This is a genomic window from Roseomonas rosulenta (assembly GCF_016106005.1).
Lineage (GTDB): Bacteria > Pseudomonadota > Alphaproteobacteria > Acetobacterales > Acetobacteraceae > Neoroseomonas > Neoroseomonas rosulenta.
Window position 1 is genome coordinate 1 of record NZ_JACADR010000051.1, and the last position, 22,163, is coordinate 22,163.

Consider the following 22,163-nt stretch of genomic DNA (forward strand, 5'->3'; position numbering starts at 1 on the left):
AGCGTCCGCTCTTCGGATCTCTGCGCGGGATCGGGCCGGTCGGTGGCGCGGGCGGGCAGGCCCTCGGCGGCGAGCGCCGCCGCCAGCCGGGCGGCGTTGCGCGCGGTGGGCGACCAGATGGCGATGTCGTTGAGCGGAAACTGCGCCGCGTAGCCCTCGGCCAGCGCGCGCGCCACCTTGCCGCTGCCCAGCAGCAGCAGCCGTGCGCTGTCCGGCCGCGCCAGGTACCGTGCGGCCAGCAGGCTGGCCGCGGCGGTGCGCCGGTCGGTCAGTTCCCCGCCATCCATGAGTGCCAGCGGCGCCCCGGTCACCGCGTCCGACAGCAGGTAGGCGGCGTGCACCGCGGGTTCGCCGCGTGATGCATTGCCGGGCGCCACATGCACGATCTTCACCCCGGTATGCCCGCCGGCGCGCCAGGCGGGCATCAGCAGCAGGGTGTTCTCGGCTCCGGCGGCGCCGGGCATGGCATGGCGATGCCGCAGCGGGGCCTCGCAGCCCTCGCGGAACATGGCCGCCAGTGCCTCCACCAGCGCGTCCCAGGGCAGGGCGGCGCGCAGCGCGTCGCGGTCCAGATGCAGCATGCGTCGAATCCCCGGCAGGCTCGCGAGGAGGTTTGCCTGCCCGGCCCGAGGTTTGCTAGGCCCCTCCCCCCGGATGGCCTGCGCCCCCGGCAGGCCGGCGGAATGCGTTGATCCTCGCCCGGCCGTGGCGCAGCATGGCCGACGGGAGAAGGAAAGCGCCCCCGGCCTTCCGGGGTGCCAACGGGAGAGATGCAGTGACTTCGACATCACGGTTCAACTTCCTGCGCCTTGCAGGGGCGGCGGCCGTCACGGCCCTGCTGTCGGGGCCGGCCATCGCGCAGCAGGCCGCCGCGCCGAGCGGCTCGACGCTCGACGCCATCCGCGCGCGCGGCACGCTGATCTGCGGCGTGAACACGGGCCTCGCGGGCTTCGCGCAACCGGACAGCCAGGGCGTGTGGCGCGGCTTCGATACAGACTACTGCCGCGCCATCGCGATCGCGCTGTTCAACGACGCCTCCAAGGTGCGCTTCGTGCCGACCACCGCGCAGAACCGCTTCACCGCGCTGCAGTCGGGCGAGGTGGATGTGCTCTCGCGCAACACGACCTGGACGCTGTCGCGCGACACCTCGCTCGGCTTCGACTTCCCGGCCATCAATTTCTATGACGGCCAGGGCTTCATGGTGAAGCGGTCGCTGGGTGTGAACGCGGCGCGTGACCTGAACGGTGCGACCATCTGCGTGCAGCCCGGCACCACCACCGAACAGAACCTGACCGACTGGGCGCGCGCCAACCGCGTGCAGTTCCAGCCGGTGGTGATCGAGCGGCTCGAGGAAGTGGTCTCCGCCTATGTCGCCGGCCGCTGCGACGCCTACACCACGGACGTCTCGGGCCTGGCGGCCACGCGCTCCGCGCAGCCGCGCCCGGCCGACCACGTCATCCTGCCCGACGTGATCAGCAAGGAGCCGCTCGGCCCGCTGGTGCGCCACGGCGACCAGCGCTTCGCCGACCTGGTGCGCTGGGTGCATTTCGGCCTGATCGCCGCCGAGGAATTCGGCATCACCGCCGCCAATGTCGAGGAAGCCGCCCGCAGCGACGCGCGCCCGGAAGTGCAGCGCATGCTGGGCCGCAACGGCGACCTGGGGCAGATGCTGGGCGTCGATCCGGCCTGGATGGCGCGGATCATCCGGTCCTTGGGCAATTACGGCGAGATCTACGCGCGCAACCTTGAGCCGATCGGCATCCCGCGTGGCCGCAATGCGCTGTGGACCACGGCCGGCGGCCTGCAATACGCCCCGCCGTTCCGCTGAGATGACGACCCGCGGGGCGGGGGCGCAGGCCCTCGCCCCGCGGCGCTTCCCCGCCCTGGGGCGGGCAACAAGACAGGTGAGGCCCAAAGAAGATGTCCGACGCAACGGTCGATCCGCGATTCCGGCGCAAACCGCCCCGACGCCCGCTCCGGCTGTCCTGGTCGGACGAACGGGTGCGCGGCATCGTCTGGCAGGTCCTGGTGGTCGCGCTGATCGGGTCGGTGATCTGGTGGCTGTGGTCCAACACCGTCCATAACCTGGAGGTCCGGCGGATCGCGACGGGCTTCGGCTTCCTCCAGCGCGAGGCCGGGCTGCCGATCGCCGAGAGCCTGATCCCCTACGACCCCACCGACACCTACCTGCGCGCGCTCGCGGTCGGCGTGCTCAACACGCTGAAGGTGGCGGTGGTGGGCATCGTGCTGGCCACCATCCTCGGCACCATCATCGGCGTCGCGCGGCTGTCGAAGAACTTCCTCGTCTCGAGGATCGCGGCCTTTTACGTCGAGGTGATCCGCGACCTGCCGCTGCTGCTGCAGCTGCTGTTCTGGTACACCATCATGCAGGGCCTGCCCGGCCCGCGGCAGGCGCTGAACCCGGTCGAGGGCGTGTTCCTGTCGAACCGCGGGCTGAAGCTGCCCTGGATCATCTGGGAGAGCGCCCATACGGCGGCGCTGCTCGCCTTCGTGGCCGGCATCGTGCTGACCTGGCTGTATGCGCGCGCGGCGCGGGCGAAGCAGTATGCCGACGGCCAGCCCCGCCGCGTGTGGCCGGCGGCGATCGCGCTGATCATCGGCCTTCCGATCCTGACCTGGCAGGTGATGGGGGCCCCGTGGGAAGTCGACTGGCCGGCGCTGCGCGGCTTCAACTTCCGCGGCGGCACCAACATGAGCCCGGAATTCGCCGCCCTGCTGATCGGCCTGGTGACCTATACCGCCGGCTTCATCGCCGAGGTGGTGCGCGCCGGAATCCTGTCGGTCAGCCACGGGCAGTGGGAAGCGGCGCAGGCGCTGGGGCTGCGGCACGGCTCGGTGCTGCGCCTGATCGTGATGCCGCAGGCGCTGCGCGTGATCATCCCGCCGATGACCTCGAACTACCTGAACCTGACGAAGAATTCGTCGCTCGCCGTCGCCATCGGCTACCAGGACATCGTCAGCATCGCGAACACCACGCTGAACCAGACCGGCCAGGCGATAGAGGGGATCGCCATCATCATGCTGGTCTACCTGACGATCAGCCTGTCGATCAGCCTGTTCATGAACTGGTACAACGCGCGTATCGCGCTGGTCGAACGCTGAGGAGCCGGCCATGAGCGACATCACCGTCAATACCCCGGCGATCCCCGCGCAGTCCGCGCGCAGCGCACCGCTCACAGCGGTCGGCCCGATCGCCTGGATGCGGGCCAACCTGTTTTCGGGCTGGCTGTCCACCGCGGTCACGCTGGTCTGCGGCTACCTCATCATCCGCGCGGTGATGGGCTTCGTGGACTGGGCCTTCATCAACGCCATCTGGTCGGTGCCGGTGGATGGCCGCGGCATCGCGCAGACCCAGGCCTGCCGGGACCTGCACGGGACCGGCGCCTGCTGGGCGGTGGTGACCGAGAAGCACCGCTTCATGCTGTTCGGCACCTATCCCTACGAACAGCACTGGCGCCCGGCGCTGGTCTGCATCCTGTTCGTGGCGCTCTACATCGTCTCGGCGATGCGGCGCTTCTGGAACTGGACGCTGGTCCCGATCTGGATCGGCACGCTGACCGCCATCGGCATTCTGATGTGGGGCGGCGTCTTCGGCCTGCCCTATGTGCCGCAGGAACGCTGGGGCGGGCTGCCGATCACGCTGATCCTGGCGACCTTCGGCCTCGCCTTCGCCTTTCCGCTGTCAATCCTGGTGGCACTCGGGCGGCGGTCGAACCTGCCGGCCATCAAGGTGCTGTGCGTCGTGTACGTGGAACTCATCCGCGGCGTACCGCTGATCAGCCTGCTGTTCATGGCCTCCGTGATGTTCCCGCTGTTCCTCCCGGAAGGCATGAACATCGACAAGCTGCTGCGCGCGCAGATCGCCATCATCCTGTTCGCCGGGGCCTACCTGGCGGAGGTCGTGCGCGCGGGCCTGCAATCCCTGCCCAAGGGCCAGTACGAGGCCGCCGACGCCATGGGCCTGTCCTATTGGCAGAAGACCGGCTTCATCATCCTGCCGCAGGCGCTGCGCACGGTGATCCCGCCGCTGGTCAACACCTTCATCGGCTTCTTCAAGGACACCTCGCTGGTGCTGATCATCGGCATCTTCGACCTGCTGACCGCGGGCAAGACCGCCATCGTCGAGCCCGCCTGGCAGGGCTTCGGCATCGAGGTCTATGTCTTTGTCGGCCTGATCTACCTGGTGTTCTGCTTCGCCATGTCGAAATACAGCGCCGGGCTCGAGGCCGACCTCAACAAGCACCGCCGCCGCTGAACCTCATCAACGATCTGGGACACGAAAGACCATGAGCGCTGCCATCGAGACGGACGGCCATATCGCCTCTGCCGTGCGCACCGACGCCCCGCCGGCGATCGTGCTCGACAAGGTCAACAAATGGTTCGGCGCGTTGCACGTGCTGCGCGACGTGAACCTGCAGGTGGCCACGGGCGAACGTGTGGTGGTCTGCGGGCCCTCGGGATCCGGCAAGTCCACCATGATCCGCTGCATCAACCGGCTGGAGACGCACCAGGAAGGGCGCATCCTGGTCGACGGCATCGAATTGTCGGACGACCTGCGCGCGCTCGACGCCATCCGCCGCGAGGTCGGCATGGTGTTCCAGTCCTTCAACCTGTTCCCGCACCTGACTATCCTCGAGAACTGTACGCTCGCACCCATCTGGGTGCGCAAGATGCCGAAGAAGCAGGCCGAGGAACTGGCCATGGAGTACCTGACCCGGGTGCGCATCCCGGAACAGGCGGCGAAGTATCCCGGGCAGCTCTCGGGCGGGCAGCAGCAGCGCGTGGCGATCGCGCGTGCGCTGTGCATGAAGCCCAAGATCATGCTGTTCGACGAACCCACCTCCGCGCTCGACCCCGAGATGATCAAGGAGGTGCTGGACACCATGGTCATGCTGGCCGACACCGGCATGACCATGATCGTGGTCACGCACGAGATGGGCTTCGCCCGCCAAGTGGCCGACCGCGTGGTGTTCATGGACCGCGGCGAGGTGGTCGAGGTCGGCACGCCCGACCAGGTCTTCAACGACCCCAAGACCGACCGGCTCAAGATGTTCCTCAGCCAGATCCTGCGGGGGCACTGACGGGGCGGGCACGGAGGGCGCCATCCCCGGCGCCGTCCTCCCGGCCATGCGCCGCCCGCATTACGGCAGGATTGCGGCACAGGCCGTCGCGGGCCTATGCCATGCTTCCATGATGCACCGCAGCGAGGCCCCGTGACCGCGCCCGATTCCAAGGCCAAGGCGCTGACCCCCGCCCTCGTGCTGGGCGTGCTCGGCGTCGTCTACGGGGATATCGGCACATCCCCCCTTTATGCGCTGCGCGCCGCCCTGCTGCATTTCGTCGATGGCGGGCTCGAGCACTGGGAGATCCTGGGCATCCTCAGCCTGATCGTCTGGGCGCTGATCCTGACGGTCACGGTGAAGTACGTCGTGTTCATCCTGCGTGCCGACAACCGCGGCGAGGGTGGCATCCTGGCGCTGATGGCGCTGGCGCAGCGCGGCTTCGAGAACGAGCGCATGCGGTGGGCGATCGCCCTGATCGGGATCGTCGGCGCCTGCCTGTTCTTCGGAGACGGCATCATCACGCCGGCCATCTCGGTGCTCTCGGCGGTCGAGGGGCTCAAGGTCGTCTCCCCGCATTTCGAGGAAGCGGTGATCCCGATCGCGGTTGCGATCCTGCTCGCGCTGTTCCTGGTGCAGTTCGGCGGCACGGGGCGCATGGGCGCGGTGTTCGGACCGGTCTGCGCGGTCTGGTTCGGCGCCCTGGCGGTGCTGGGCCTGTGGGAGGTGGTGCAGACCCCCTACGTCCTGATGGCGCTGTCGCCGCACTATGCCATCCAGTTCTGCATCACCTACAAGCTCGCGGCCTTCATCGCCTTCGGATCGGTGGTGCTGGCGGTGACGGGGGCCGAGGCGCTCTATGCCGACATGGGCCATTTCGGCCGCCAGCCCATCCGCTGGGCCTGGCTGTGGCTGGTGCTGCCGGCGCTGACGCTGAACTACCTCGGCCAGGGGGCGCTGCTGCTGCGCGACCCCGAGGCGCTGGAGAACCCCTTCTTCCTGCTGGCGCCGGAATGGTTCCGCCTGCCGCTGGTATTCCTCGCGACGGCGGCCACCATCATCGCCAGCCAGGCGATGATCTCCGGCGCCTACACCATCGCGCGGCAATGCGTGCAGCTCGGCTTCATCCCGCGGCTCGAGGTCAAGCACACCAGCGAGACCGAGGAAGGGCAGATCTACATGCCGCAGGTCAACCTGTTGCTGCTGATCGGCGTTGTGATCCTCGTGCTGTCCTTCCACACCTCCGACAACCTGGCGGCGGCGTACGGCATCGCGGTGACGGGGACCTTCGTATGCACCTCGATCCTCGCGATCATCGTGTTCCGGCGGCATTTCGGGTGGGCCTGGGTGGCCTCGATCGGCGTGTTCGGACCGCTGCTGCTGCTCGACCTGCTGTTCTTCTTCTCGAACGTGCTCAAGATCCCGCAGGGCGGCTACGTGCCGCTGGTGCTGGGCGCGGCGCTGTTTGCCATGATGACGACCTGGCATCGCGGCCGCGAGCTGCTGTTCGCCCGCTTCCGCCAGGACGGGCTGCCGCTCAAGTCCTTCATCGCGCGGCTGCCGCAGTCGCGCACAATCCGCGTGCCGGGCACCGCGGTGTTCATGACCAGCCAGGCGGATTTCCTGCCGGGCGCGCTGCTGCACAACCTGAAGCACAACAAGGTGCTGCACGAGCGCGTGCTGTTCGTCACGGTCACCAACGAGGGCATTCCCGTGGTGGATCCCGAGCGCCGGCGCGTCGTCGATCAGCTGGCCCCCGACATCCACCGGATCGGCCTGCACTACGGCTTCCAGGAAAGCCCGAACATCCCGAAGGAGCTGGAGGCGCTGCGCGAGATCGGCATCCCCTTCGAGCCGATGCAGACCTCCTACTTCCTGGGCCGCGAGACGGTGGTGCCGGCCGCCGTGCCCAAGATGTCGCGCTGGCGGCAGTGGCTGTTCACCATCATGTCGCGCAACGCGGTGCCGGCCACCGAGTTCTTCCGCATCCCGTCCGACCGCGTGGTCGAGCTGGGCGTGAGGGTCGCGATCTGACCATGGGCAGCGTCCGCGCCATGCTCGTGCTGGCGGCCGGTCCCGGCTTCCCCGAGGGCAGCCCGGACCACCGCTACGAGATCGACCTGGCGCTGGATGCCGGCGGCCACCCCGACGCCGCGGCCTGGGCGGCCGACCCGGAGCCCTGGCGCGCGCGGCGCATCGCGCCGGGCGTCGAGCCCGTGCAGGGAGACGTGCAATACGAACCCGACCATGGCTGGTCGATCCGCTTCTTCGGCGCCGCGGCGGACAGCCCGGACGCGCCCGAGACGCGCTTCGAGTGCGGCGCTGAGCCGGTACGACCCGGGGAATACGTGACGGTGACCGAACCGGACGGCGCGGCCTTCGCCTACCGCGTCGTTGCGGTGGCCTGAAACGCGAAGGGCGCCGGCCTCTCGGCACGGCGCCCTGCGGTGGGGTGGTGGAGCCAAGGGGAGTCGAACCCCTGACCTCTTGAATGCCATTCAAGCGCTCTCCCAACTGAGCTATGGCCCCCCGGGAAGAGGCGCGCGGTATAGCCTCAGCATCGCCCCCCTGCAAGGGGGGCAGGAACCCCTTCCGGCACGGCGCGGGGAACGGTAGGGAGAAGGCCTTCGGTACTGTTCGGGAGTCCCGCGATGGGCAAGGTCTATCCTGACGCGACTGCGGCACTGGCCGGCGTGTTGCGCGACGGCATGGTGATCCATTCCGGCGGCTTCGGCCTGTGCGGCATCCCCGCACTGCTGATCGAGGCGATCCGCGAGTCGGGCGTGAAGGACCTTACCGTCGTGTCGAACAATGCCGGCATCGACGATGCGGGGCTCGGCCTGCTGCTCAAGACCCGCCAGATCCGCAAGATGATCTCCTCCTATGTCGGCGAGAACGCCGAATTCGCCCGCCAGTACCTGGCCGGCGAGCTCGAGATCGAATTCAACCCGCAGGGCACCCTGGCCGAGCGCATCCGCGCCGGCGGTGCGGGCATCCCGGCCTTCTTCACCAAGACCGGCGTCGGCACCGACGTCGCGAAGGGCAAGGACACCCGCGAGTTCGACGGCGAGACTTATGTCATGGAGCGCGGCATCTTCGCCGACCTCGCCATCGTGCACGCCTACATGGGCGATGCCGAAGGCAACCTCGTCTATCGGAAGACGGCACGGAACTTCAATCCGATGATGGCGACCGCGGCGAAGGTGACGGTCGCGCAGGTCGAGCACCTGGTGCGCGCTGGCGAGATCGATGCCGACCACATCCACACCCCGGGCATCTTCGTGAAGCGCATGGTGGTCTGCCCGGCTGGCTACGAGAAGCGCATCGAGCAGCGCACGGTGCGCAAGCATGCCGCCGCCGCCGCCGGCCCCGACCACCTTCCTCGCTGATGATCATGCCCCCAGACGCCGGGCGGCGGCTCCGCCGCCCTGGCTTCCGCCGGACTGCCGGCGACGCCCATCCGGGCGTTCAGCCGCCTTCCGCGGCTGCCTCCAGCGCTGCGATCGAGAACAGGAGTTAGTCCCATGCCCTGGACCCGCGACGAGATGGCGGCGCGCGCCGCCCGCGAATTGCAGGACGGCTTCTACGTGAACCTCGGAATCGGCATCCCGACGCTGGTGGCGAACCACGTCCCCGCCGGGATCAACGTGCAGCTGCAGTCCGAGAACGGCATGCTCGGCCTCGGCCCCTTCCCCTACGAGGGGGAGGAGGACGCCGACCTGATCAATGCCGGCAAGCAGACCATCACGCAGCTGCCGACATCCTCCTTCTTCGATTCCGCCCAGTCCTTCGGGATGATCCGCGGCGGGCACATCGACCTGTCGATCCTGGGTGCGCTGCAGGTGGCTGCGAACGGCGACCTCGCGAACTGGATGATCCCCGGCAAGATGGTGAAGGGGATGGGCGGGGCGATGGACCTGGTCGCCGGCGTGAAGCGGGTCATCGTGCTGATGGAGCACACCGCCGGCGGCAAGCCGAAGCTGCTGCCCGAATGCACCCTGCCGCTGACCGGCGCACGGGTGGTGGACATGGTCATCAGCGACCTCGGCGTGTTCGAGATCGCGCGCAAGGGGGCAACGCGGCTGGTGCTGACCGAACTGGCGCCGGGGGTGAGCCTCGAGGAGATGCGGGATAAGACGGGGGCGTCCTTCGAGGTGGCGGCGAAGGCGGCGGCGTAGCCCGGCCTACGCCACGCGGCCGCGCAGGAAGACAGTGAGGCCGAACAGCCGGTTGAAGGGCATCGCCGGCAGTTCGGCGGCGCAGATAGCCCCCAGCAATGCGTTGGCCAGCGCCCCATGGCGGCGCATCTCGCAGCGCGGCGGCGGCTCCTGGCCGGTGGCGCCGCGGCGCAGCGCGCCGGGCAGGCGGAGTGCCGCGGCTAACGGGAAGACGCCGGCGAAGAAGTAGCAGGCGCGATCGACGGCCACGCCGGCCGAGTGCGCCGTCGCCTCCAGCCGTGCCACGGTGTAGCGGCGACGGTGGCCGAGATAGACATCGTGCCCGCTCCAGAGCCATTCGAAGGCTGGCACCGTCAGCAGCACCGTGGCGCCGCGCGGTGCCATGCGCGCATACCCGCCAAGCAGCGCCACGTCGTCATCGACATGCTCGAGCACATCCATCAGCAACAGCAAGTCGGCATCGGTGGCGGTGACGTCGCGACGGAAGAGTAGTGGCTTGCCCGCCACCGCATCGTCGCGATCAGTCGGGTAGTTCGGGTCGACGCAGGTCGCGCGCTCGGCACCGCCCCGCGCCAGTAACTCGCGCGCGAAGAAACCGGACCCGGCGCCGATGTCGAGCATCGAGCGCGGCGCCACGCCTTCCAGCAGGCGCAGCATCGCGCGCGACTTGCTGCGGTAGTACCAGTGGTCCCCGATGGCATCGCCGAGGATGTCCTGTTCGAGCAGATCCACCGTTGCTTCCCCTATTGGCTCGGCTCGGCAGAGCCCTGCCTGTCCCGTCGCGACGGCACGATGCGCCAGAGCTGCGCGAAGCCCTCGTCGGCCACCAGTTCGATGCCAGGAATTCGCGGGATCGGTCCCTCCCTGTCCGGCTGGTCCGCGTTCAGCACCAGCAGGAACTCGAAGCTGTTCCTCCAGTCCGCGAGGTAGCGCGCGCCAGCGAGGTACGGATCGGCGGCCAGGCGTTCGCGAAGCACTTCGGGGGGCAGTGCCAGCAGATGCAGCGAGAATGCCCACCCGTCCGGTACGGCGAGCGCATCCCAGGGGAAGCGGGGGCGGAGCGGCTGCTTGCCACGACCGGTGAACAGAGTCGGAACGAAGGCGTCGCGCCAAGTAACTGCGAGAGTCCCAAGATGCCAATAGAGTTGCCATCCTCCAATGAACACGCGGTGGCGGGGGGACGGCGGATCGCCTCTCAGATCCGGGCTATGCTCCGCCATCAGCATGATCGCGCCGCTCGGCACTTGCGCGATCACCCGCTGCACGGCGACGACATCGGCGCGAGCCGGCCACCACACGGCGCCCACCCAGGCGGTGCGCAATGCGCCGACCGCGAACAGCGCGGCCGCGAATGCGGCGCCGGCGCCAGGGCGCACCGGAAAGGGCACCGCCGGGCGGCAGCCGGCGACGAGCGTCAGCCCCACCAGCGCCGCAACGCGCCAGTTCGACATCGCATTGCCGACGACATAGGCGGGCATCGTCGCGCCGAGCAGGGCCAGGCCGCCCGCGACCAGGAGAATGCCGTGATGCCCGCGCATGCCCCGACCAAGGAGCATCGCTGCCACCACGGCGATCCAGAGCGGCACCAGCCAGAGCCACTCGGTATTGATGTCGTAGGTCGTCTGCGCGCCGACCAGGATGCCGAACGCAAAAGACAGACGCTGCGCGATTCCGCCGCGGTCCGGCACCCGGATGCTCTCATCCGGCATGTCCTGCATCGGCGGAACAGGCGTGAGCGCCAGGTAGAGCACGACCGGCAGGATGCAGGCCGCCCCGGTGACGAGCAGTCCGGGCATCCGGCGCAGCGCGCGGCCCGGTCCGCCAAGGCGGCGGCCGACGGCGAGCCCGCCCAGCAACAGCGCCAGGAAGGCCGCGGCAAAGGGATGCACGAAAAGCAACAGCCCCGTGGCCCCGGCGCGCGCCACGAAGCGCAGCGCCCGCGGACGGCGGCGCAGCACATCATGGTCGAAGGCCGCAATCAGCAGCGCAAGACCAGCGCCGATCTGGAAGGTGACCAGGCCCATCAGAAGGCTGCCGTTCCAGGCGAGCACCGGCATCCCCGCCATCCACCAGTGCCAGCCGCCGAACAGCGAACGGTTGAGCATCGCCGCGCCAAGCGGCGGCAGGACCACGGCGAGACCGCAGATCACCCGTCCTGCCACCTCCGCGCCGGCCACGGCGCCCAGCAGCACCGCCAGCATGTCCACGGCGGTATTGACCGAGGCATGCGACCAGTCGACCACGAAATAGGGGTGTTCCCGGCCATGCACCATGGCGTCGACCAGCAGGTGCCACCGGGCCATGTGGTTCGGCAGGTCGAGCAAGGGTGGCACCGGCACCAGGACCACCGGCACGAGCAGCACCGCAAGCCCAAGCCATAATGCGATGGGCGCAGCGCGGCCGGCATCCGTCGCGGCGCGACGGCCCTCCAGGCGGCAGGCGGCGTCCGTCATGCCCCCGGCAGCGCCCGGTAAGGCAGCCCCGCGAAGCGCGTCCCGTGCAGCGTGATGTCGCGCCAGACGCCGCCGGTCACGTAGGGGTCCTCGGCGATCCAGGCCTGCGCCTCGGCGTCGGTCGCGTGGCGCGTCACCGCGATCGACCCGCGCATCGCGCCGGCGTCGTCCAGGATCGCGCCGCCCATCGCCAGCACGCCCCGTTCGGCCATCGGCCCGACGCGCGCCATGTGCTGCGCGCGCACCGCCAGGCGGCGCGCCGGCGCCTCCGCGTCCGTGCCGTCCATCGCGACGATGACGGTATGGCTGCGCGTGGCGGAGACCGGATCTCCCGGCTGCGGCAGCGGGCGATAGGGCAGAGGCGCGATCCGGAATGGATGCACCGTCCAGCGCTCCCAAACGCCCTGCGTCGCGAAGGGCTCCTCCGCGAGATAGGCGTCGAGTCCCGCACGGTCCGGCACCTCCAGCACCATCAGCGATCCTGCCGGCTGCCACTCCGGCGTGAACAGCGGCACGCCGAGCGCGAGGCGCCCATCGCCCGCCCAGCGCGTGAGCACCGCCATGTGCCTGTCGCGCGCAGCCGCGCGCCGCGCGGGGTCGGGCCCGTCCCAGGCGATGATGGCGTAGCCCATGTTTGTGACCTTCCCGTTGGCAGCGGCGATACTGCCATGCGGCACGTCGCGCGTCAGACTGGCGTCCGCGTCCGGCGCCGGCGGGACCTGGCCTGCGCCGGGTCGGCCGTCAGTACATATGCTGCCCGCCGTTGATCGACAGCGTCGACCCGGTGATGAAGTCGGCATCGTCGGCGGTCAGGAACACTACGCCGCGCGCGATATCGTAGGCGCGCCCCAGCCGGCCCATCGGGATGCGCGCGACGATCTTCTCAAGCACGTCCGGCGGCACGGCCCGCACCATCTCGGTATCCACGTAGCCGGGCGCGATGGCGTTCACCGTGATCTGCGACCGCGCGCCTTCCTGGGCCAGCGCCTTGGTGAAGCCATGGATGCCGGACTTGGCGGCCGCGTAGTTCACCTGGCCATACTGCCCGGCCTGGCCATTGACCGACCCGATGTTGACGATGCGGCCGAACTTCTTCGCCGTCATGCCATCCCAGGCCAGCTTGCACATGTTGTAGCAGGAGCCGAGGTTGGTATCGATCACCGCGTCCCACATGTCGCGCGACAGGCGCTTCATGGTGGCGTCGCGGGTGATGCCGGCGTTGTTCACCAGGATCTCGACCGGGCCGACCTCGGCGTCGATCTGCTTCATCACCGCGGCGCATTGCTCGTAGTCCGCCACGTCGAACTTGTAGCAGGGGATGCCGGTGCGCTTGGTGAAGGCCTCCGCGGCGGCGTCGTTGCCGGCATAGGACGCGACCACCTTCCGGCCGGCGGCCTGCAGGGCCTCGCTGATGGCGGCACCGATGCCGCGCTGGCCTCCGGTGACGAGTGCGACACGTGCCATGGCTGGTCTCCTCCCTGTGTGGATCTGAGCGCCCCGCCTCATCGCGCGGGGATGTCGCGCAGTCCTTGACGATGATCAAAACCCGGCGCGGCGCGGCGCGCCAGTGGAAATGCGGCGCGGCGGACGGCGCGCCTGCTCACCCGGGCGTGGCGCCCGAGGCCCGCACCACCGGCGCCCAGGCAGCGATCTCGGCGCGCACGAAGGCCTGCGCGTCGTCGAGGAACAGCGTGCCCGGCAGCGTGGCCGTCTCGGCATAGCGGCGCGCCACCTGCGGTGCCGCCATCGCCTCGCGGATCGCCGCCGCCAGGCGTTCCTGCAGCGCGCGCGGCGTGCCGGCCGGCGCGGCGATGCCCGCCCACCCATCGGCGATGATGTCGGGGAAGCCACTCTCGACGAAGGTCGGGATGGCAGGGAAGTCGGCGATGCGCTCCCGCGTGGTGAAGGCCAGCGCGCGCAGCGACCCCGCCCGGATATAGGCCGACGCCGCGGTCAGGCTGTCCATCACCGACGGCACCACGCCCGCGATCGCATCCGTCGCGGCCTGAGACCCGCCGCGATAGGGAATGTGCTGCAGCTCGAACCCCGCCGCCTGCGCGAGGCGCAGCCCAACCAGATGCGGCACCGAGCCGATGCCGCTGGTGGCATAGGCGACGCCGCCCGGCGCCTTCGCCGCGGCGATGAAGTCGGCGATCGAGTGCATCTGCGTCGCCGGGTTGACCAGCAGGAGGTAGGGCGTGCCGAGGATGGTCGCGATATGCGCGAAGTCGCGGTCGGCATCCCATTGGATACGGTCGCGGTACAGCGTGTTGCCCACCGCCATGCCCGAGATGGTCGAGACCAGCAGCGTCGTGCCATCCGGCGCGGCCCGCGCCACCAGCCCGGTCCCGAGCGTCGCGCCGGCGCCGGGCCGGTTCTCGACGATCACGGTGGTGGACAGCCGCCGGCCCATCTCATCGGCGATCAGGCGTGCGATAATGTCGGTGGTACCGCCGGTGGCGAAGGGCACGATGATCCGCACCGGCCCCGGATAGGGCTGCGCGAGCGCCGGCGCGGCCAGCAGCGCGGGGGCGGCGAGGATCACGTGGCGGCGGCGCATGGCGGGGCTCCCGGTGGCTGCGCCCCAGGCTAGATCAGATCGCCCGCGGCTGGAATCCGGCCCCGCAGCTTCGGCTGCCAGCGGCCCAGCGAGGCGGCTCGCGCAGTGCCCGGGGCGCGCCGTCGCAATCGCCGGCCGCGGCCATGCGGGCCCGCACGAATGCTGCGCCGAAGGATGCGTGGCATGGCGTGGCGCGCAGCGCCGGCCATCACGGACGAACGGAGATTGTTCTTTTCTGCCCCGTGCCCGTTCCGTGACGCGTGCCCCTGGCGCCGCTGCCACTCGCTGGATAGGCTTGGGTCATGGCATCGCTTCGGCGCAACGCAGATCGAATTACCGGCACGGCCCGTTAGGGACGCGCTCCGGGGCGGGCGCGCCCTCGGCCGATCGGCCTGCGCCGCCCTTCCTTCCCCTGCCTGACGCGAAGATTGCCATGACCGACCCCGACCTGCCCGTTGCCGCGCGCTTCCACCTGCTGGCGGAGGCCTCGCCGGGGCTGATCCCGCGCCTTCTGCAACCGCTCGCGAAGCGCGACCTGGTGCCCGACCTGCTGCTGGTGCGGCGCGAGGGCGAGGCGATGCGCGTCGAGATCGCGCTCGATGCCATTCCCGCCGGCATGGTGCACCTGGTGGCCGGAAACCTTGGGCAGGTGGTGGGCGTGCTGGAACTGCGCGGCGGTATCGAGGCGCGGCGCGCGGCCTGAGGCCGGCTGCCGGCGGCTCAGGGTGTTGCGCCGGCGGGCTCGGCGGGACGCTCCAGCATAAGCCAGCCTCGCCTTTCGCGTATGGGGAAGGCGCGGGCGATCGCCGCCCGCATCGCCGCCGAGATGCTGTCGCCGGTACCGCCGCCGCGCGGGGCGGCGTCGAAGAGCGCGAAGGCAAAATCGCCCCGGTCGATGCGCCCGATGATGAGCCCTTCGTCCCACAGCCCCGCCTCCGCCAGTTCGACGAACATCGCCGGTTCCCAGCCCGGCTCCTTCCCGGCGCGCAGGAGCAGGACGAAGTCCCGCGCCAGCACCGGCCGATCGGCCATGCGTATCTCGGCGACCAGGTCATCGAGCATGGGTCGCACCATCGCCCGTTGCGCCAGCAACTCGTGTGGCGGCGTATGCGTGGCGGCGATCTGGAAGATCAGCAGCAGCGAGAGGATGACGGCGACGGCAGCGTCTCCCTTGGTGCCACCCTGGTTCGTGCCCTGCGTGATCCTGCCGCCGGCGAGCCAGCCGAACAGGATCCCGGTGAGCACCGCGCAGCAGCAGAGGAACTCGATCAGGTAGTTCAGCGTCGCGGCAACCTTGCCGGCGAAGCCAAGCGTCAGGCCGCTGAACAACAGATAGACGCCGAGGATCAACAGGGTCCTGCGCGGCCTGCCCGTGGCGGCCCCGTCGGTCGGCCTCTCCCCGACCAGGGTGCGTCCGTGCGCGATGGCGAGGCAGGCGAAGACGATGAAAGCGGCGTGCCGCAGCAGGTTTCCCAGGTGCTCCCCCAGCACCTGCCAGTCATAGCGGTTCACGTTGTAGACGAACGCATGCTCGAAGAACGCCGTGCCCCAGAACGCGAAGCACAGCGCGAGGCCGATGGTGCCAAACAGAAAGCAGGCGGCGGCCAGGCGCACTGCTTCGCCTGCCCGGACCAGCAGCAACCCGGCCATGGCGGCGGCCGGCGCAGCGATCTCGGTCTGCTTGGTGAACACCGACAGCGTGAAGCAGAGCCCCGCCAGAAGGATCATGCCGCGTCGGCCGTCCATGCGGCAGGCCGTCCACAGCCCGGCGAAGCCGAATGCGAGCGCGAGCATGTCCACCCGTGCGAGCGGAATCCACAGCGCGACCGGCTGGACCGCGAAGACGCAGCCCGCGCCGATCAGCATGCCGAGGGCGCGCGAACGGCCATCGACGCTCTGCCCCAGACCGTCGCGCACGAGCAAGGCCATCAGCGCCGCGATCGCAAGCGTCGCTGCGATGGATATCGCACGCCCGGCCGCCAGGGCATCGAACGGACATGCAGCGACCGCATTCAGGACTAGGTGGTAGACCGGCGTGTAGTTGAAGACGATGAATGGATACTGGGTGATGTCGCCGAAGGCCCGCCCCTCGGACAGCAGCCTGGCCTGGTTCAGGACCACGCCCTCGCCGTAGTCGAGGCCATAGGGAAAGCCGAGCGCCGCGATCGCCTGATCCAGGTCGGAGCCAGCCCTCCAGGCAAGCGCGGCGATCGCGACGCCCAGAAGGGACCAGGGCAGCCAGCGGGCGCTTCGGGCAGGCGCGCTCGTCAAGGTTTCGGAAGCCTCTGACCGCCAGCCATCACCGCAGCGCCAGCACCGCCATCATCACCACCCCCAGCCCGATCCGATACCAGCCGAAGGGCGTGAAGCCGATCCGCCCGATCACCGCCAGCACCGCGCGCACCGTGACATAGGCCAGCGCGAAGGCTGCGAGGAAGCCGATACCGATCTGACCGAAGCCCGAGACATCGATCTCGGCGCGCGCCTTCCACAGCGAATAGACCGTGGCCGCGAGCATCGTCGGGATCGCGAGCACGAAGGAGAATTCGGCCGCGGTCTTGCGGTCCACCCCGATTACCAGCGCGGTGATGATCGTCGCACCGGATCGCGAGGTCCCCGGGATCATCGCCAGCGCCTGGCCGCAGCCGATCAGCACGGCGGCGAGCGGGCCGATCTCCGGTACCGAATGGATCGAGGCGGCGGGCCGGGCGCGCTCGATCACGATGATCGCGATGCCGCCCACGATCAGCGCGACACAGACCACCCAGGGATTGAACAGCAGGCCGGTGATGGTGGAATGCAGCGTCGCACCGATGATGGCCGCCGGCAGGAAGGCCAGCACCAGGTTCAGCACGTAGAAGCGCTCAAGCCCCGGCCGCCACATGCCGCGCAGCAGGCCGAGGATGAGGTGCCGATAGATCACCACCACGGCCAGGATGGCGCCGAGCTGGATCGAGATCTCGAAGGTCTTGCCCGGCGGCCCGCGGAAGCCGATCAACTCGCCCAGCAGGATCAGGTGGCCGGTCGAGGAGATCGGCAGGAACTCGGTGAGCCCCTCGACGATGCCCATGAGCAGGGCGGAGAAGAGCGAACCGAAATCCATGGGCGAATCCGTGGGTGCAATGAGCCAAGCTTATGCCTATCCGCTCATGGCATGAATCGGGCCATCAGGGTGAAACTTCCGCCATGCGGGCCGAGCGCACTGCCCACCGCGGCCCTGCCGCGATCGGGGGGCGCGATGCGCGACCGCGCGCAGACCAGCCAAGGCGCTGAGCGCGGCAGGTGACGGCGCGAAGGCAAGGCGGCCGGATGGCCGCCGCCCCAGGGACGCAGGACGACTCGGCTGCCGCGCGCTTCAGCGCGCGGCAGCGGCCGCCGGGAAGGCGAAGTTGTCGAAGGAATTCTCCGCCACCCGGAACCACTGGAAGGATTCGTTCCGATACGGCTGGTAGGACTCCCAGATCTTCTTGAACCGCGCATTGCGCGCCGAGGTCTCGGCATAGACCTCGTGCGCGGCATTCCAGGCCGCCTGCATGATGTCGCGGTTGAAGAAGCGCAGCTGCGCCCCGGCCGCCACCAGGCGGCGCAGCGCCTTCGGGTTCAGGTCGTCGTAGCGGGCCAGCATGGTGGTGTCGGCCTCGGCGCAGGCCACCGCGATGGCGTTCTTGTAGGTGTCGGGCAGCGCCGCATAGGCTGCGCGGTTGGCCATGAAGTGCAGCCGCGCGCCCGGCTCCCAGAAGCCTGGCGCGTAGTAGAAGCGGGCCACGCGGACGAAGCCGAGCTTCTCGTCGTCATGCGGCCCGACGAACTCCACGGCATCGAGGGTCCCGCGCTCGAGTGAGGGATAGATGTCGGCCGCCGCCACCTGCGTCGGCGCCGCACCCAGGCGCTGGAACACCTGCCCGGCGAAGCCGGCGATGCGGAACTTCAGCCCGTTCAGTGCCGCGAGGTTCGGCACCTCGTTGCGGAACCAGCCGCCCATCTGCGCGCCGGTGTCGCCGGCCGGGAAGGACACGGCATTGTATTCGCCCATCAACTCGGCGGAGAGCTCGCCGCCGCCGCCATGGCGGAACCAGGCGTTGTACATGCGGTTGTTCAGCCCGAAGGGCATCGCCGTGAAGAAGGCGAAGCCCGGCTCCTTGCCCACGTAGTAGTAGGGCGCGGTGTGCGCGCATTCGACCGCGCCCGACTGCACCGCATCCAGCGCCGCGAGCGGCGGTGCGATCTCGCCCCCCGGGAAGACGGTGATGCGGAAGCGCCCGTCGGTCAGCTCGCCCACCCGGCGTGCGATGCTCTCGCCAGTGCCGAACAGCACGTCGAGGTTGCGCGGGAAGGAGGAGGTGAGGCGCCAGCGCACCTCGGGGTTCTGCGTCTGCGCCAGCGCAGGCGCGGCGAGGGCGGCGGGGGCGGCGGCAGCCGCGGCCCCCATCAGGGCGCGACGGTTCATGCGGGGGTCCCTCCCTAGGACGACAAGCTGCCCGGCACATACGGGATTGTGGGCGCACCGCAAAGCCGGAGGAGTATCTGCGATTGCTCAATCGCCGGGCACCTGCATCCGCCGACCGGGCTCCGCGCCACGTACCGGCGCATGGGCGACGGCGGGCGCGCTGGGCGCGGACGCGCTCCGCGTTACGGGATCGCGCCGGGCGCGATCCGAAATGTGGTGCCACCCTCACCCTGCCGGCGCCCCGCATTCGCCGGCCTTGCCGTCGCGCCGTGCGCTGCAGGTCCGACGCAGGGAATCGGGCCGCCGGGAGCCGTTACGCGGGGACGGGGCGCGGGTCCGGCGCCGGCGGCCGCCACCGCAACGCATAGGCCACCTGCACAGCCCCCGCCGTCAGCCCCATGCCCACACCCAGTTGCCAGGCCAGCACGTAGTCCCCGTTCAGGTCGAACAGCAGCCCGCCACCGAAGGCCCCGAGGAACGAGCCCAGCTGGTGCGACATGAAGGCAATGCCCTGGATCATCGCCTGGAAGCGCAGGCCGAAATACTCGGCGACCAGCCCCGCCACCAGCGGTGCGACGCCCAGCCACAGGAAGCCCATGATGGCGGCGAAAACGAGGGTCGAGGCCTCGGAGGGCGGCCAGGCGAAATACAGCCCGAGCACGAGCGAGCGCACCAGGTAGATGCCCCCCAGCAGCGCCCCCTTGTTCCACCGCCCGCCGGCCCAGCCGAAGAACAGCGACCCCAGCACGTTGAACCCGCCGATCGTGCCCAGCGCCTTGGCCGAGAGCATCGGGTCCTGCCCGCACAGCGCGAGGTAGGAGGGCAGGTGCGTGGTCAGGAACACCAGCTGCAGCCCGCAGACGAAATAGGCGCCGGCCATCACCAGGAAGGGCACATGCGTCATGGCCTGGCGCAGCGCCACGCCCATGCGCGGCGATTCGCCCTTCGCCAACGGCGGCAGCGGCAGCGCATCGACGCGCCCGGCAATCCAGGCCGCCGGCGCCATCGCCAGGCCCAGCACCAGGAAGCCGATCACCCCGGCCCGCCAGCCCCAGCCTTCCGCCAGCATCTGGCCGATCGGCGCGGCGATCAGCGCCCCCACCGACCCGGCCGCCGAGACCATGCCGAGCGCGGTCGATCTCAGCGCCGCCGGCACCGGGCGCGACGCCACCGCCAGCGCCATGCCGCTGCCGGTGCAGGCCAGCGCGAGGCCGATCAGCAGCCCCGCGCCGATCATCAGCATCACCGCTCCCTGCGCCAACGCCATCAGCCCCAGCCCCGCCAGGTAGGCGAGCACGCCCACCACGAGCACCGGCCGGAAGCCCCAGCGCGAGGTCGCCGCCCCGGCGAAGGGCGTGAGGAACCCCCAGCCCAGGTTCTGCACCGCGATGGCCAGCGTGAACTGCGCCACCGCCATGCCCAGGTCCTGCGTCGCCGGCCCCATGAACAGCCCCAGGCTCTGGCGGATGCCCATGGCGAGGGACAGCATGACGGACACGCCGATCAGGATCGGCAGCGCGGGGCGCAGCAGCGGATTCATGGCGTCAACCTGACGCAGTGCAGCATTGCACGTCGAGTGGAATGACCATGCGCTCGACGCGCGGGCGCCATGCGCCGCGCCACCCTCGTGCCCCGCCGCCGGCCGTCACGCGAAGCGGGCGAGAAGCCCCGCTGCGACGACCATCTGCACGACATTCACGATCACCGACAGCCGGTGCGCCCGGTCGAATCCGGCCTTCGCCGCCGCGTCGCCCGCCTGCGCGGCGTCCGACAGCGCATTGATACGCGGCATCAGCGACTGCCGCAGCCAGGCGGTGCTGGCGGCGATCGCCGCCAGCACCAGCGCATCCGCCACGCGCAGCGGCAGCAGCGCCACCGCCCCCGCCCCCGCCGTGCCCAGCACCCACAGGTAGTAGATCGGGAACATCCCGCGGACGAAGCGCCCGGCCATCTCCGGCGGCAGCCGCGTGAAGGTCACCGGTGCCACCACCGCGGCGAAGAAGGCCATGCCGCCGAACAGCGCGGCGGTGCACAGGATCCCGATGGCGGAGAGCAGTGTCATGCGCGGCAGGTGGGGCGCACAGCGCTTCACGCAAGCCGCGCCCGCGCCTCAGCCAGGCAGCGGGAAGCGGTCCAGGTAGGGCTGGTAGTCCGGCTCCACCCGGATATCGAGCGAGGCCAGCACCCGCACCACCGCGCAGTAGAAGGCGATCACCATCACCAGGTCGACCAGCCTTTCATTGTCGAAATGCGCGCGCAGGCGCTCGAAGGTGGCCTCGCTCACGCCCGGGCCGTGATACGCCTCGCGCGCCGCCAGCAGCACCAGCTGCGCCACGGGCTCGAGGCCGGATTGCCGCCCCTCGCTCTCGGCGATCAGCGCGTGGATGTCGGCCTCGGTCACGCCGAAGTCGAAGCCGATCTTCACATGGTGCGACCATTCATAGGGCGACCGTGCCAGCCAGCCGACCTGCAGGATCGCCAGCTCGCGCAGCCGCGGATCGAGCTTCGAGCCATAGCGGATGAACTGCCCGAGGCCCGAGAAGGCGCGCGCCCCGTTCGGGCTGTTGGTGAGTGCGCGATGCAGCGCGATGTTGCGCTTGAGCAGGTCGCGATCGGCCTCGGCCAGGTCATTGACGGTCATGTCCGGCACGCGCGCCATGGCGGTTTCCCCCTTCGGTTGGTCGCGCATCGCAGCATGCCCGGGCTTCCGCGCGAAGGGGGCGCGCCCTGTCGGCCTCACGTCACGCCGTGCGCGCGCGGTGCTCCGTGCGGGGCAGCGCCAGGCGCAGCAGCGCCGCACGGTCCGGGACGTCCACGCGCCGCCCATGCAGGCGGAGCAGACCCGCGGCCTCCAGCCCATGCAGCGCGCGCGACAGGCTCTCGGGCGTCATCCCCAGCCGCGCGGCGATCGCCGAGCGCGGCTCGGGCAACTCGACCGCGCCACGTGGGCTCGGCAGCCGCCGCGCCAGGAAGCGCGCCGCGCGCTGCGTCGCGTCGCGGGTCTTGAGGTCCACCACCTGGTCCACCAGCAGCCGCCACTGCCGCGCCATCTGGTCCATCGCCGCGTGCATCAGCCCGGCATCGCCCATCGCCTCGGCGCGGATCTGCTCGGCCGGGATCGCCAGGATGCGCGACGGCGCCAGCGTGGCGGCCGAGACCGGGCAGGGCAGCTGGAGCATGACCGCGCCGACCGCGAAGGCATCGCCCGGGCCGAGGATCTCGACCAGGGTCGCGACGCCGCCCTCCTCCATCGTGCTCAGCCCGACGGAGCCCTGCAGGATCAGGTGCAGGTGCTCGGCGGGCGTGTCCTGGGCAAAGACCGCGGCGCCGCGCGGCAGCACGAGAGGCCGCGCCTGCGCGAGCAGCCGGGCGCGCGCCTCGGGCGCCGCGGCCGCCAGCAGCGGGCCGGCATCCTTCACGCCGTGGCCGGGGCGCGTCGCCGAC

General features: G+C 70.1%; 21 protein-coding genes, 1 tRNA gene and 1 pseudogene. 9 read left to right on the forward strand and 14 right to left on the reverse strand.

The genetic code is table 11. The features are described from left to right. A pseudogene (locus tag HW578_RS09095) lies at positions 1 to 581 on the reverse strand (ornithine cyclodeaminase family protein); the annotation flags it as partial. A gap of 194 nt (positions 582 to 775) precedes the next feature. Between HW578_RS09095 and HW578_RS09100 the strand changes: the two are divergent. The 6 genes from HW578_RS09100 (at position 776) to HW578_RS09125 (ending at position 7,489) form a co-directional block, all read left to right on the forward strand. Next, on the forward strand, positions 776 to 1,828 hold the full coding sequence (locus HW578_RS09100) for an amino acid ABC transporter substrate-binding protein (RefSeq protein ID WP_369407857.1): 1,053 nt from the start codon (positions 776 to 778) through the stop codon (positions 1,826 to 1,828). Between the two features lie 92 nt (positions 1,829 to 1,920). Next, positions 1,921 to 3,123, forward strand: a complete 1,203-nt coding sequence (locus tag HW578_RS09105; RefSeq protein WP_198370238.1) for an amino acid ABC transporter permease — start codon at positions 1,921 to 1,923, stop codon at positions 3,121 to 3,123. A 10-nt stretch (positions 3,124 to 3,133) separates the two neighbouring features. Beyond that, entirely contained in the window at positions 3,134 to 4,276 is a 1,143-nt protein-coding gene (locus HW578_RS09110) for an amino acid ABC transporter permease (protein ID WP_198370239.1), read from the forward strand. Positions 4,277 to 4,307: 31 nt separating this feature from the next. Then, entirely contained in the window at positions 4,308 to 5,102 is a 795-nt protein-coding gene (locus HW578_RS09115; RefSeq protein ID WP_198370240.1) for an amino acid ABC transporter ATP-binding protein, read from the forward strand. Positions 5,103 to 5,198: 96 nt separating this feature from the next. Then, positions 5,199 to 7,115 (forward strand): potassium transporter Kup, encoded by a 1,917-nt coding sequence (locus HW578_RS09120; RefSeq protein ID WP_198370241.1) that lies wholly within the window; start codon positions 5,199 to 5,201, stop codon positions 7,113 to 7,115. A 2-nt stretch (positions 7,116 to 7,117) separates the two neighbouring features. Then, positions 7,118 to 7,489 (forward strand): hypothetical protein, encoded by a 372-nt coding sequence (locus HW578_RS09125; protein ID WP_198370242.1) that lies wholly within the window; start codon positions 7,118 to 7,120, stop codon positions 7,487 to 7,489. 45 nt (positions 7,490 to 7,534) lie between these two features. Here the strand turns inward: HW578_RS09125 and HW578_RS09130 are convergent. Beyond that, a tRNA-Ala gene (locus HW578_RS09130) sits at positions 7,535 to 7,610 on the reverse strand. A 122-nt stretch (positions 7,611 to 7,732) separates the two neighbouring features. On the opposite strand from HW578_RS09130, the gene HW578_RS09135 reads away from it, so the two are divergent. Then, the gene (locus tag HW578_RS09135) at positions 7,733 to 8,470 is read left to right on the forward strand and encodes a CoA transferase subunit A (RefSeq protein ID WP_198370243.1); all 738 of its coding nucleotides are present in this window, start codon (positions 7,733 to 7,735) and stop codon (positions 8,468 to 8,470) included. A 135-nt stretch (positions 8,471 to 8,605) separates the two neighbouring features. After that, positions 8,606 to 9,259 (forward strand): CoA transferase subunit B, encoded by a 654-nt coding sequence (locus tag HW578_RS09140; RefSeq protein WP_198370244.1) that lies wholly within the window; start codon positions 8,606 to 8,608, stop codon positions 9,257 to 9,259. Positions 9,260 to 9,265: 6 nt separating this feature from the next. Here the strand turns inward: HW578_RS09140 and HW578_RS09145 are convergent, their stop codons facing one another. From HW578_RS09145 to HW578_RS09165, 5 genes are all read right to left on the reverse strand, one after another. Further along, positions 9,266 to 9,991, reverse strand: coding sequence for a class I SAM-dependent methyltransferase (locus HW578_RS09145; protein WP_198370245.1), 726 nt, complete (start codon positions 9,989 to 9,991; stop codon positions 9,266 to 9,268). Positions 9,992 to 10,002: 11 nt separating this feature from the next. Continuing rightward, positions 10,003 to 11,460 (reverse strand): hypothetical protein, encoded by a 1,458-nt coding sequence (locus tag HW578_RS09150; RefSeq protein ID WP_198370246.1) that lies wholly within the window; start codon positions 11,458 to 11,460, stop codon positions 10,003 to 10,005. Positions 11,461 to 11,708: 248 nt separating this feature from the next. Further along, complete coding sequence (locus HW578_RS09155; RefSeq protein WP_198370247.1) at positions 11,709 to 12,344, reverse strand: YciI family protein; 636 nt, start codon at positions 12,342 to 12,344, stop codon at positions 11,709 to 11,711. A gap of 109 nt (positions 12,345 to 12,453) precedes the next feature. Then, positions 12,454 to 13,176, reverse strand: a complete 723-nt coding sequence (gene phbB, locus HW578_RS09160; protein WP_198370248.1) for an acetoacetyl-CoA reductase — start codon at positions 13,174 to 13,176, stop codon at positions 12,454 to 12,456. A gap of 136 nt (positions 13,177 to 13,312) precedes the next feature. Next, a complete protein-coding gene (locus HW578_RS09165; RefSeq protein WP_198370249.1) occupies positions 13,313 to 14,272 on the reverse strand; it encodes a Bug family tripartite tricarboxylate transporter substrate binding protein in 960 nt (319 codons plus the stop codon). Positions 14,273 to 14,705: 433 nt separating this feature from the next. Here HW578_RS09165 and HW578_RS09170 point away from each other — a divergent pair, with 433 nt between their 5' ends. Further along, positions 14,706 to 14,975: a hypothetical protein gene (locus tag HW578_RS09170; protein WP_198370250.1), complete on the forward strand. Its 270-nt coding sequence runs from the start codon at positions 14,706 to 14,708 to the stop codon at positions 14,973 to 14,975. Between the two features lie 17 nt (positions 14,976 to 14,992). Here the strand turns inward: HW578_RS09170 and HW578_RS09175 are convergent, their stop codons facing one another. From HW578_RS09175 to HW578_RS09205, 7 genes are all read right to left on the reverse strand, one after another. Continuing rightward, positions 14,993 to 16,543, reverse strand: coding sequence for a hypothetical protein (locus HW578_RS09175; RefSeq protein ID WP_198370251.1), 1,551 nt, complete (start codon positions 16,541 to 16,543; stop codon positions 14,993 to 14,995). Between the two features lie 28 nt (positions 16,544 to 16,571). Beyond that, entirely contained in the window at positions 16,572 to 17,375 is an 804-nt protein-coding gene (locus tag HW578_RS09180) for an undecaprenyl-diphosphate phosphatase (RefSeq protein WP_198370252.1), read from the reverse strand. Between the two features lie 252 nt (positions 17,376 to 17,627). Further along, a complete protein-coding gene (locus HW578_RS09185) occupies positions 17,628 to 18,719 on the reverse strand; it encodes a TRAP transporter substrate-binding protein (RefSeq protein WP_198370253.1) in 1,092 nt (363 codons plus the stop codon). A gap of 313 nt (positions 18,720 to 19,032) precedes the next feature. Further along, on the reverse strand, positions 19,033 to 20,259 hold the full coding sequence (locus tag HW578_RS09190; protein WP_198370254.1) for an MFS transporter: 1,227 nt from the start codon (positions 20,257 to 20,259) through the stop codon (positions 19,033 to 19,035). Between the two features lie 105 nt (positions 20,260 to 20,364). Further along, complete coding sequence (locus HW578_RS09195) at positions 20,365 to 20,811, reverse strand: DUF4149 domain-containing protein (RefSeq protein ID WP_198370255.1); 447 nt, start codon at positions 20,809 to 20,811, stop codon at positions 20,365 to 20,367. An 18-nt stretch (positions 20,812 to 20,829) separates the two neighbouring features. Continuing rightward, entirely contained in the window at positions 20,830 to 21,378 is a 549-nt protein-coding gene (locus HW578_RS09200; RefSeq protein WP_198370256.1) for a carboxymuconolactone decarboxylase family protein, read from the reverse strand. Positions 21,379 to 21,460: 82 nt separating this feature from the next. Next, positions 21,461 to 22,163: Crp/Fnr family transcriptional regulator (locus HW578_RS09205; RefSeq protein WP_198370257.1), on the reverse strand; the 703-nt coding region annotated here is incomplete at its 5' end.